Below are 12,311 nucleotides of genomic sequence, written 5' to 3' on the forward strand. Positions count from 1 at the left end.
CTGTTAATTCATATCCACAATACTGTCGTAATTGACTTCCAGAGGTTCAAACTCTCTCAGGAGAATATGTCCTGATTCATAGGTCTCTCCATCGATGGTAAGGAGTACTTTACTCGTTCCGTAATAATCTCCGAAAGTATTGGCCAACGACTGAAGAATCAGTGACTCATATCCTGCACCTGCATTCATCTCCGTCAGGAACTCTTTGGAAAGATCCACATAGACCATACCGTCCTGATTGAGATAAAGGTAATTCACTCTGGTGTTCGGTGTCAGAACCGGTGCAGCTTCTTTGGGCAGATCTTTGTAGGCTTCGATGAGGAGCATTCTTGGAATGTCATTGGTCGTGAACGCAATCTCCTTGCGATACAGGAATATTCTCTCATCCATGGCATTGGGATAATAGAAATTCACCACTTTCCTCTGCGCAGTGTCCTTTTCGATCTTTTCAAGACTGGATGAGACTTCATAGCCTTCTCCGATATTAAGGGTTTTGATCAGTCCCAGATTCTCCGCATAATAGTCAATATTGGTGTATTCCCCATTGTCGGTTTTCGTGACCCTTGTGACTTCCACTGCATCAAATGTTCCATAAGGTGTTTCCACCTCTTTCTCTACAGCAGTAATGGTACTGGTTTCCTCACCGCTTTTCCATGTGGTTCCTTCTGCGACGGGTTCCATGAGGAGAATGCGGTCTGTATTGGCCTCTTTTGAAAGAAAGTTCTCTTTATAATAGGTTTCCGGTTCAAAGATGATCTCCTTCAGCATACCCTCTTTCTTCTCCAGCACACGGACAATCTCCGTACCACCATTGTTTTCTCTCAGCTGAATCCGGTCTTCCTGCATGAAGTCCACATAAACATCATAGGCAGCATACTCATTCCCTTTTCCTTCATAGACCCTGTGGGTGTCTGATTCGAAAGGATAAAGCATTTCCACTGTGTATTCCTTCACATCCTCTGCAGGCTCTTCGGCTTCCGGCTCCTGTTCATTTTCTTCAGCCTCTCCTTCCGCAGGGGACTCTGCAGGTTCTTCCGCCGGTTCTTCCTGAGGCACTTCCGCAGGAGTTTCAGCCGGAGTTTCCTTTCCGCTGTCCGCACCACATGCCATGAGCAGCATCATCACGGTGAAGAGTGCTATGGTTATTTTCAGCTTTTTCATTTAAAGCACATCCTTTAATCTAAAAATATATTCTTCTGTACCTACAGTGTAACAAATGCCCCTTCCGTTTGGGTTACACGGACATTACAGGAGTCTTTCTGAGCACTCACATTTCGGTTACAGACTGGTGTCTGTCTCCCCTTCTTCCAGAAAATACATTCGCACTTCGTCGATATAATAAAGCGATCCGAAAGCGCAGATGATCTCATTTCCCTCTCTGATGGAAAGGGCTTTTTCCATAGCATCCTTCACCGTTTCACTGTGATGGGCTACCATGCCATCTTCGCTGAGGATGGCAGCAAGCTCGGCTCCTCCTAGAGCCCGTTCGTTGTCCACTGTTATGGTGACGAAGGCTCTGGCCAGAGGAAGAACCTCCCTGACCATTTCAAGGTAGCTTTTGTCCTTCAGGACACCCATGATGAAAACCACTTTTCTGCCGCTGAAATATCTCTCCAGATTTTTCCTCAGCACCTCCACGCCCTGATAGTTATGGGCACCATCAATGACCACCATGGGATCGTGAGAAAGAATCTCGAATCTTCCCGGCCATTTCGCCATGAGAAGCCCCTTCTTCAGGGCATCATGTGGAATCCTCATGACCTTCGCATCCAGAAGATTCAGCGCTTCTATGGCCACCACGGCATTTTTCACCTGATGTTCACCAAGAATCGTCAGTTTATACTCTTCATTGTCATAGCGGAACCTCTGAGTATAGTCATCCTGCCCCATCATCTCCATCTGATTGAAGTTCACCTTGTGAACCGGTATCCCAAGCACATCGGCCTTCATGAGAATCACTTCTTCCGCTTCCTGTTTCTGCGGATAAAGAACAAGCTCAGTCCCTGGTTTCAGAATGCCCGCTTTTTCTCCTGCGATTTCTCCCAGTGTACTCCCCAGGATATCCATATGATCATAATCCACAGGAGTGATCACCGACAGCACCGGCGCCTCTATGATGTTTGTGGAATCCAGGCGTCCGCCCAGCCCTACTTCCAATAGAACGATATCGCACTCTTCCTGATGGAAGTACTCCAGGGCAAGAGCTGTGATGATCTCAAATTCGGTGGGACTGTCAAATCCTTCCGCCGTCATCTCATCGATTCTCCATCTGATTCGTGTCATGATTTCAGAAACCCTGTGGTCTTCTATTTCCCTTGCACCGATTCTGATCCGGTCATTGAGCCTGTGAAGGCCTGGTGAAGTATACATCCCCACACGATATCCCGCCTGGGTCAGCACACTGCCCATAAAGGCCACTGTGGACCCTTTGCCGTTGGTACCGGCCACATGAACGAATTTCAGCCTTCTCTGGGGATTACCCAGAAGCTCCAAGAGTTTCCCGATTCTTTCCAGACCTAAGACACTCCCGAATTTCTGCGTGCTCCTGATATATTTCAATGCTTCCTGGTAGTCCAAATCAAACACTTCCCTTCTTTTCCTTATGATAATTATATATGCCACAGGTTCTTAAAACAATGCAGGTCTGCATTACAATGGTTTCACAGCATTTATGCATACGTTTTCTGAATTATATTACTTTATTAATTCTATTAATAAACGATTTACTTTAGATGAATTTAATATTCATATAGTATCATTATGATTGAGAAGTTTTCTTTTCTCCCTTTTCTTACCTATCATCATAAACTTTCAAAACAATGCGCTGTTCTAGTCCATCTCAATTTTACTTCATCCAAGTAAGGAATCATATATTCACCGTTCACAACAGAAGGAGGTCATATCATTTGCAGTTGCTGCTGGATAAACTAAAAGAAATACTGCTGGCTGTTCTGCCCATAACAGTCATCGTCGTTGTACTGAATTTCACTCTGGTTCCTTTAGGAACCATGAGTTTCATGAGATTCCTTGTGGGCACCCTGTTTGTCATTCTGGGTCTGTCCATATTTCTCTTCGGTGTGGATCTCAGTGTCTCTAAAATCGCGAATCTCATCGGAAGGCATCTGACCCACTCCAATTCAGTCTATGTTGTGCTGATTGCCGGACTGATACTGGGATTTTTCATCTCCATCGCCGAACCGGATCTTCATATTCTGGCGAATCAGGTCAGCAGCGTCACAGGAGACCTGATCTCAAAAAACAGTATTCTGATCACCGTATCCATCGGAATCGCCTTCATGCTTTCCCTTGGCTTATTCAGAATCGTCTATGCCATTCCCCTGAAGTTTCTTCTCTGGATCATTTACGGAATCATCATGATTCTGTCCCTATTCACCACACCGGAGTTTCTTGCCATTTCCTTTGATGCTTCCGGTGCAACCACCGGAGCCATGGCTGTACCTTTCATACTTGCTCTGGCTGTGGGTGTGGCCTCACAGAACAAGAAAACACTTCAATCGGAAGAGGACAGTTTCGGTCTGGTAGGCCTGGTATCCACCGGTGCCATCTTGGGTGTGCTTCTTCTGGGAATCTTTTCCGATCCGGGTGAACTTGTGACAGATACACTTCCATCTGCTGCTCTTTACAGCACATTCTGGGGACCGTTTCTGCATCACCTGCCCATCATCGCCAAGGAAATCGTCACTGCGCTTCTGCCCATCATTCTGATATTTCTCATCGGACAGAAGGTCGCGTTCAATGTATCCAGAAAAGTCCTCCGCGGAATTCTCCTGGGATCTTTCTATACCTTTGCAGGACTTGTGTTCTTTCTCACTGGAGTCAATGCAGGGTTCATGGATGCAGGACGAATCGTCGGAAGCGGTCTTCAGGCCATAGGTTCCGACGGACTTACCGTATTCATCGCATTTCTGCTTGGTCTTGTAGTGATTCTTGCCGAACCGGCTGTCTATGTTCTGACCAGCCAGATTGAAGAAATCACCGCCGGTCATATCAGCAGAAAAGTGGTTCTCACAGCTCTGTCCATCGGTGTGGCCTTCGCGGTGGCCTTATCCGTTGTAAGAATCCTGGTTCCTGGCCTTGAACTATGGCATTTTCTTCTTCCAGGCTATATAATAGCCATAGTGCTTAGTGTATTTGTGCCCGGTCTGTTTGTGGGTATCGCCTTTGACTCAGGTGGCGTCGCATCCGGTCCCATGACCGCGACTTTCATTCTGGCATTCGCTCAGGGCATCGCAAATGCAGTACCTGAAGCCAATGTGCTCATCGATGGCTTCGGTATCATCGCCATGGTTGCCATGGCACCTCTACTGGCACTGCAGATTCTAGGACTGATCTACAAGATCAAATCCGTCAAAAGGGGGCTGGACAGCAATGAACAACAGTAATCTGGAAGTATTTATATATATCGTGAATCACAATGACGGCTCCAGAGTCATGAAACAGGCAAAGAAGCATGGAGTCCGCGGAACCACCGCATTCCTAGGTCATGGTACCATTGAGAGTGCTCTCCTGGATTTTCTGGGACTGAACGATGTCAGAAAAGAACTGATTCTCATGGTCACGGACGAGGTGACTGGTCAGCATGCCATGAAAGGCATCAGCAAAGACCTGAGGCTGGATAAGCCAGGAAAGGGCATCGCCTTCTCCTTGAACGTCACAAGATTCCTCGGTTCCAGAGGCTATTCCAGAGAAGAAAACAGAGGTGAAAAGGAAATGTATGAAGCAATATTCGTCATAGTGGATAAAGGCAAGGGTGAATTTGTCATAGATGCCGCAAAGAAAGCCGGTTCAAAAGGTGCAACACTGATCAATGCGAGAGGGTCAGGAATCCATGAAACAAGCACCCTTTTCGCCATGGAAATCGAACCGGAAAAAGAGATCATTCTGATCCTTTCTGAAAGCAGTGGAACAGAGAAGATCATTGAGGCTGTCTCCACCGAATGCGAAATCGAAAAACCAGGAAATGGAATTCTATTCACCTGTGATGTAAAAAGAACCCTTGGTCTGTATCAGGGTAAATAGATTGAAATGATCGAGAGAGGAAACAGCGGTTCTCCTCTCTCTTTTCTTTGCAGAAAATCACCGTTTCTTTCACCTATTCTCCCCTGTTATTGATATAATCTAAATCATAGAAATAGTTTTCAGGAGGTACTTATGGAACAGTTCAAAAAGCGTATCGTATACCAGATCTGGCCCCGCTCCTTCAAGGATTCCAACGAAGACGGCATCGGCGATCTTCGTGGCATCCTCTCGAAACTGGACTACATCAGGGATCTTGGCGCAGATACCATCTGGCTATCGCCCATCTATGCCACAGGAAACAAGGATTTCGGTTATGACATTGATGATTACTACCGCATCAATCCGGAATACGGCACCATGGAGGACTTCGATGATCTCCTTATGGAAGTGAAGAAAAGAGGCATGGAACTGGTCATGGACCTGGTGGCGAACCATACCTCCGACCAGCATGTCTGGTTTCAGAAAGCGCTGAAAGACAGAAACTCTCCCTACAGGGATTACTACATCTTCCGAAAAGGAAGGACAGGGAAAAAGGGAGAAAGCCTTCCACCCAACAACTGGCTCAGCGCCTTTGGCGGCAGTGCCTGGCAGAAAGATGAAAACTCCGATGAATACTACCTGACCATGTTCACGCCGAACCAGTGCGACCTGAACTGGGAAAATCCCAAAGTGCGGGAAGGGATTCATGACATCATGCGTTTCTGGCTGGATAAAGGTGTTCTGGGCTTTCGCATGGACGTCATCAACACCATCGCCAAAAGAGAAGGTCTGCCCCCAGCAGGAAAAGGAAAGAAACTGGATTTCCCCTTTGAGCATATCGTATCTCTTCCAAAGTCCCATGAATACATCCGAGAGATGCATGAAAAAGTCCTTTCAAACTATCCTCATGTCTTCACCGTGGGGGAAGGCATGGTCACAAGCATGGAGGATCTCATCCGCTACACAGATCCCGATGAGAAAAAGCTGAACATGATGTTCCAGTTCGATCTGCATCTCATCGGATGCGGTCCCCTAGGCAAGTTCGATTTCAGAAAAGGGTATCTCTGGAGCGTGAAGGAAATGAAGGAAATCATCTTCAACTGGCAGCTTCAGGTCCAGGAAGGCGGCGGATGGCTTGGAAATTTCATGTCCAATCACGATCAGCCTAGACAGGTTTCCCGTTTCGGTGACGATGGGCCGTTCAGAAGAAAATCAGCAAAAGCGCTGGCTCTTCTCAACATGACGCTTAGGGGCACCCCATTTCTCTACCAGGGAGAGGAGATCGGCATGACCAACTGTCCTTTCGAAAAGGAGGAATGGAAGGATTTCGAGGCCATCAACGACTATAAGGTTCTTCAGGAAATGATGCATCTTCCGAAATTCGCAGCAGAAAAAGTCATACAGAAAATGACAAGAGACCATGCACGGACGCCGGTCCAGTGGAGCGGAAAAGAATATGCGGGATTCTCGGCTGTAGAGCCCTGGATCAAAGTCAACCCCAACTACACCTACATCAACGTGGAAGACGAGCTGAAAAAAGAGAACTCCCTCATCAGATTCTACAAAGAGATCATTTCTCTGCGCAGACAATCTTCTGCTCTCCAGGACGGATACATCATTCCCGTTAACCGGGAACATCCCCATGTCATCTCCTATAAGCGTATCTACAATGAAGAGAGCCTTCTTATGGTCATCAATCTCAGTGGAAGAAACACCGAAATCAGTCTGGAGGAAGTCATGACTTCCGACTGGGCTTGTGAGCTAGGAACTTATGAAATGAGATCCTTTGAGCCCATCCTGTCTCTTCACCCCTACGAAGCCCTGGTCTTCAGAAAAATCAAGTCTCTGGATAAAATATCAAAATAATCGATCAGTCCAGAATACCCGGCAGTTCAGGTTCGAACTGCCGGGTATTTCTTCGCGTTCTATAGCAGGATCAGCCCTCTTCTCTCCTGATCAGGGATTCGATGATCTCTTCATACTTTTCTTCGCTGATGATGTACTTTTTGCGGTAGATCACAAAACTGATGACGATCAGCGCCAGAGGCAGAAGCATCATGGCCGATTTCATGATGAAGAGGCCACGCTCAGAGAGAAGCTCTCCTTCTCCGAGGGAATTGATTCCTGATATGACCAGGGTATAGCCTACGATTCCGTTGGCCACGGCAGCGCCCATCTTATTGATGAATGGCTGAATGGCAAAGGTGACGCTTTCGTTTCTCCTGCCCAGCTTCAGATGGCCGTATTCGATGGTGTCCGCCAGAAAAACCAGCATGAGCAGCTGAATGAAAGCCTGTCCCACAAAGAGCAGAATACCAGCAGCCCCGATGAAGATCATGTTGGCTGGAGAAAAGAAGAATATGAGGTATCCGATGACAATGAGAATGATGGCGGATTTATAAAGCGTTTTTCTCGGATGCCTTTTACTGAACCAGGGAAAAGCCAGAAGCGCCAGAATCTGGGAAACCCCCAGGATGATGGCGAAGACGCTGTACATGTTCTCATTGAGAAACACATACTTGAAGTAGTAGACGCCGAAGCTTGTGGTGGTCACGTATCCGATCATGAAGAGCGCCATGGCCACAGCCGTCACCAGAAGCTGATCATTCTGGGTCAGTGCCCGGACCATTCCTTTCAGTGTGGTTTTGGTCTGATTCTTTCCACCGATGACGGGTGGCTCTTTCACGAAAAACACCGTGACCATCTGGAAAATCATCATGATGACCACCAGTATGATGGTGTAGGTGAGGAAGCCCTTCTTGAGGCTCCCCAGCTGCTCTCCCAGAAGATTCGTCACCGGAATCACCGACGCCACCACCACGAAAAGCCCGATGTTGGCGAAAATTCTTGCCAAGGCACCGATTTCTTCTCTTTCTTTCTGATCATAGCTGAGACTCGGCATCATGGACCAGTAGGAAATATCATTCATGGTCCATGAAATTCCCCAGAGGAGATAGAACACCGTGAAGTATACGATATAGGATGAACCTGTAAGGTCCATATCCATGAAGAGGAGCACTGCCACCACGGCACTGAGCACAACCCCTATGGTCATCCAGGGCTTGTACTTTCCAAACCTAGACCTGGTGTTGTCTACAATGACACCCATGATCGGATCATTGAAGGCATCAAAGACCCTTGCCAGCATCATGATGGTGGTGATGGTGATGAGCACACTGTCGGTTACCCCCACCACCTCTGTGATGAACACGATGAGATACATGCTGACCATGGAGTACACCATGTCTCTTCCAATGGTGCCCATGCCGAAGGCGAATTTGTTTCTTTTAAAGGATTTACCTGTCTCCATTCTCTTCTTCCCCCTTACTACTAGCCATCATGAGCTGAGAGCCGAAGTCTCCCAGCATTCTGGTTTCTTTGGAATAGCCTGTACCCATGAACTGCTGATTCACACGGATGCCCGATAGAAGAAGATCTCCATAGGCATCATAGCGCTCCACGTTATGGGGCAACCTGTAGATTTTCCTGGCATTTCTAAGAATCAGTCCACCGGGTTTCAGCTTCACTGGTGTGATGTGCTTGAGAAGCTCTCCGAAGGCTTCAATATCCATAGACCCTTTCACTGTTTCCACATGGTAGAGCTTATCCTTCAGAAGGCCTTTGAACTGAAGGACATCAAAGGAAGGACTGGGCTTCTGCAGAATCTGGAAATTTCCCAGCACCGCTTTTCCCCTGTCTCCACTGACCACCTGGAAGTTCACACGGTTCTCCTTCTCCGGATCATATCTGTAGAAGCGTCCGAACTGCATCAGCTTCCGATGGGCTTTATACCAGCTGATCTGCTGCGTGATCTCTTCCTTTTCCTTCCTGTTGAGATTCTGAAGATCCAGCTCATAGCCCAGAAGACCAAAGGCGGCCACATGAAACCGGGTCTCCAGTGGTGTCCTTCTCAAAGTCTGCTGATGCGGACTCTGGGATACATGGGCACCCATGGTGGATGGAGGATAGAAGTAGCTGAGTCCTCTCTGGATCTTCAGCCTTTCTATGGGATCTGTATTATCCGATGCCCAGGTCTGGGGCATATAGGAAAGCATCCCAAGATCGAATCTGTTTCCGCCGCTGGAGCAGGACTCGAATAGCACATCCGGGAAATCCTCCGTGATCTTTTTCAGCACCCTGTACAGCCCCAGAATATAACTGTGAAAAGCCATGCCCTGATGCGGAACCGCTTCTGAAAAAAGATCGCTGATATGTCTGTTCATGTCCCACTTCACATAGGAAATGGGTGCACTGGCAAGAACCTTCTCCACCTGACCGATGATATAGCTCTGCACTTCCTCCTTTGCCAGGTCAAGAACCAGCTGATTTCTTCCTTTGGAAGGTTTTCTTCCCGGAACCCGGATGGCATATTCCGGATGCTTCCTGAAGAGTGCACTGTCCTCATTGACCATTTCCGGTTCAAACCACAATCCGAAGGTAAGTCCCATGGCGCTGATCTTTCTGGCGAGACCGCTGATGCCACCTGGAAGCTTCTTCCGGTTCACCTCATAGTCACCAAGTCCTGCGGTATCATCATTCCGTTCCCCGAACCAGCCGTCATCCAGAACGAAAAGCTCCACCCCCAGTTTCTTCGCTTCCTTGGCCATGGACAGAATCTTTCGTTCATTGAAGTCAAAGAATGTGGCTTCCCAGTTGTTCAGGAGCACCGGTCTCTCTTTCTCTGACCATCCGCTTTTTATGACATGATGATTCACGAAATCATGAAAATGATGGCTGAGATCGTTCAGCCCTTTTCCTGAGGTGGTCAGCACCGCTTCCGGTGTTTCGAAAAAAGCTCCCGGAGCAAGAGGCCAGAGAAAGTTATGAGGATTGATGCCTGTCATCATCCGGACAATGCCGTGACTGGAAACTTCAATGGCCGTGTGATGATTGCCGCTGTATATGAGATTCACGCCATAGCATCTTCCATGCTTTTCCGTGGTATCCGGCTTTGCCAGTATCACACCGGGATTGTGCCGGTTGCTGCTGGCTCCTGTAGTGGATTCATTCACAAGGGTTCCATAGGCATGATTTCTCCTGTGTGCATGGGCTTCTCTGATCCACCCGCCATCCAGCGTGATCACATCAAAGCTGTCCGAAAGAAGATCCAGAGAGGCGCTCATGATCTTTCTCACCTTCAGCGTCTCTTCTGACGCATTCTTCAGGACCACTCTTCTGGTGATGACATTCGCCTCGTAAAACACCGTGTAGATGAGCTTCAGTGTCACCGGAAAGAGCTTATCACGCAGGGTGATGACAAGTGTCACCGCATCCTCTCCATGGGCAGTAGGCAGTGTTTCCATGGGCAGAATCCCTTCGGAGATTTCATGACCCGCATAGACGAAGTCCGTAACAAAAGACCCGTCCGGCATTTCCATTTCCAGAGGCATGATTCTGTAGTCGCCTTTTCCATTCGGTGCGTATTCCAGTGGCAGAAGATCCAGGGACATGGCTCCATCCATATAAAGAACGGAGCTTCCCGCTCCAGCATTCTGCTTCATATAAAGGGCATGAAAATCCTGTTCTCTCAGTCTGTCTCCATAGTGCAGATTTTCCAGATGCCCCGAAGGAAGGACGCGGAAAATATAGCTGGTTTCGCTGGTACTGAGCATAAAGACTTTGTTTTTTTCTGTAATCACCCAATCACTTCCTGTTCTCTATAATATTCAGCTTTACTGCTTTCATTCTACCATGAAAACCATTTCAGATATATATCTGAAATGATGTCACCTGACTGTTGAATTGCAATTTCCTTTTCTGAGAATCCTCAGACATTAAAGTAGTGTTCTGTAGATTTCAGATATATAATAGATTGTGAAAGAAAACTACTGCTGCATTCGACTGCTCCTCTTCTCCCCAATAACCATGTAGATTTATGGAGGTTTTTATGAAGAATATCATCACCATACAGCACACTGAGTCGGTACATCACAAAAACGGTATGGTCGGGTCCTGGACCGACTGGCCACTGTCAGACAAAGGAAGGCTCCAGGCGGAAAGAATCGGTGAAAAACTGAAAGAAGAGACAGAGGGAAAGACGTTCGTACTCTATTCTTCGGATCTTCTTCGTGCAAAAGAGACCGCACAGATCCTTGGAAGACATCTTGCCATTACCCCCGTCTTCCTGGATGTCCTGAGAGAACGGAATCTGGGTAAGGCTGTGGGAAAATCCGTAGCCTGGCTGAGAGAAAACATGGAGTGTCAGGAAAAAACTGTGGACGACAGACTGTTTTCCGATGCAGAGTCCAGGCGAGATGTATGGAACAGACTGAAGGATTTCCATGAAAAGATTCTTATGGATGACAGTGAAAACATCCTCATCGTATCTCATGGAGACACCTTGAGCATATGGAATGCTCTATTTCTGAATCTTACACCGGAACATCTGAATAGAGCGGACCTCTTCGGCATGGCTGGAGGTGTATCCTTCTTCCAGGTGAATCCGGAGGGAAAGCACATCCTAAGAAGACTTTCCGACCTGTCCTATATCCGCTGATAGGTCATTCTACCCGAAACATGAAAAGGCTCATTTCGTAGTGAAATGAGCCTTTTCATGTTTGCATTTTCTGAACCAGGTACTATTCGTAGGTCAGCACCGCCGTATGAGGCGGAGTCTCTGGCGTGATTTCTATGCTGTTTTCCTCATACTTCTTCACATCATCCACGAGACCCAAGAAATCATCCAGATGATGCAGTTCGTCAAAACCGAACCTTTCTGTTCTGTAATGCATGGGAATGACCACCCTCGGGGTGATTCTGTCTATGAGCTTCTTTGCCTCTTCCGGTCCGATGGTATAGCATCCGCCCACAGGAATCATCACCGCATCCAGATTCTTGAGATTTTCGATTTTATCCTCACCTAGCTCTTCCCCGACATCTCCGAAATGAGCAAATCGAAGCCCCTCTCTTTCAAAAAGCAGAATATCGGAAAGCCCTCTTCTTCTGCCCTGGGATGTATCGTGGGCACATGGGATTCTGGTGAGCCTGAATGGTGTAGTCCGGTCATTGTCTCTTATGGAAACAGCTTCCACATAGTTGTGATCCCCGTGATCATGGGTTGTATATACTTCATCCGCGAAGAGACTAAGACGAGTCAGTCCAGGTACACTGTTGTCCTTATAGGGATCGATGACCATGGTGAACTGATCATAAGTTACTGAAAAACATGAATGTCCATGCCATGTGATGATAAGATTATTATCCATTAAGTTCCCTCCTTTCAGGTGGTCGTGATCAGATATCCGCTCTGATGGTAACCTTTACAATATTATACCTGTAAGATTTTAACAATC

Annotated in this window: 9 protein-coding genes; 4 read left to right on the forward strand and 5 right to left on the reverse strand. The window is 47.3% G+C overall.

Annotation, left to right across the window (positions count from 1 at the left end; genetic code table 11):
* Positions 1–3: 3 nt before the first annotated feature.
* Together ACHAL6_RS01295 and ACHAL6_RS01300 are read right to left on the reverse strand one after the other, a co-directional pair.
* On the reverse strand, positions 4–1,161 hold the full coding sequence (locus ACHAL6_RS01295; RefSeq protein WP_395268321.1) for a GerMN domain-containing protein: 1,158 nt from the start codon (positions 1,159–1,161) through the stop codon (positions 4–6).
* A gap of 117 nt (positions 1,162–1,278) precedes the next feature.
* On the reverse strand, positions 1,279–2,577 hold the full coding sequence (locus tag ACHAL6_RS01300) for a bifunctional folylpolyglutamate synthase/dihydrofolate synthase (protein ID WP_395268323.1): 1,299 nt from the start codon (positions 2,575–2,577) through the stop codon (positions 1,279–1,281).
* 329 nt (positions 2,578–2,906) lie between these two features.
* On the opposite strand from ACHAL6_RS01300, the gene ACHAL6_RS01305 reads away from it, so the two are divergent.
* The 3 genes from ACHAL6_RS01305 (at position 2,907) to ACHAL6_RS01315 (ending at position 6,885) form a co-directional block, all read left to right on the forward strand.
* Positions 2,907–4,403 carry a DUF1538 domain-containing protein gene (locus ACHAL6_RS01305; protein WP_395268324.1) on the forward strand — a complete coding sequence of 499 codons (1,497 nt, stop codon included), beginning with the start codon at positions 2,907–2,909 and terminating at the stop codon, positions 4,401–4,403.
* Positions 4,390–5,040, forward strand: a complete 651-nt coding sequence (locus ACHAL6_RS01310) for a P-II family nitrogen regulator (RefSeq protein WP_395268325.1) — start codon at positions 4,390–4,392, stop codon at positions 5,038–5,040. The genes ACHAL6_RS01305 and ACHAL6_RS01310 overlap by 14 nt, the downstream gene beginning before the upstream one ends.
* Before the next feature lie 132 nt (positions 5,041–5,172).
* A complete protein-coding gene (locus ACHAL6_RS01315) occupies positions 5,173–6,885 on the forward strand; it encodes an alpha-glucosidase (RefSeq protein WP_395268326.1) in 1,713 nt (570 codons plus the stop codon).
* 70 nt (positions 6,886–6,955) lie between these two features.
* Here the strand turns inward: ACHAL6_RS01315 and ACHAL6_RS01320 are convergent, their stop codons facing one another.
* Positions 6,956–8,329 (reverse strand): glycoside-pentoside-hexuronide (GPH):cation symporter, encoded by a 1,374-nt coding sequence (locus ACHAL6_RS01320; RefSeq protein ID WP_395268327.1) that lies wholly within the window; start codon positions 8,327–8,329, stop codon positions 6,956–6,958.
* Positions 8,316–10,658 (reverse strand): alpha-galactosidase, encoded by a 2,343-nt coding sequence (locus ACHAL6_RS01325; RefSeq protein ID WP_395268328.1) that lies wholly within the window; start codon positions 10,656–10,658, stop codon positions 8,316–8,318. The genes ACHAL6_RS01320 and ACHAL6_RS01325 overlap by 14 nt, the downstream gene beginning before the upstream one ends.
* A gap of 248 nt (positions 10,659–10,906) precedes the next feature.
* On the opposite strand from ACHAL6_RS01325, the gene ACHAL6_RS01330 reads away from it, so the two are divergent.
* Positions 10,907–11,515, forward strand: a complete 609-nt coding sequence (locus tag ACHAL6_RS01330; RefSeq protein WP_395268329.1) for a histidine phosphatase family protein — start codon at positions 10,907–10,909, stop codon at positions 11,513–11,515.
* Positions 11,516–11,597: 82 nt separating this feature from the next.
* Here the strand turns inward: ACHAL6_RS01330 and ACHAL6_RS01335 are convergent, their stop codons facing one another.
* Positions 11,598–12,224, reverse strand: coding sequence for an MBL fold metallo-hydrolase (locus ACHAL6_RS01335; RefSeq protein WP_395268330.1), 627 nt, complete (start codon positions 12,222–12,224; stop codon positions 11,598–11,600).
* Between the last annotated feature and the right edge of the window lie 87 nt (positions 12,225–12,311).

The organism is Proteiniclasticum sp. C24MP, from assembly GCF_043951855.1.
Lineage (GTDB): Bacteria > Bacillota > Clostridia > Clostridiales > Clostridiaceae > Proteiniclasticum.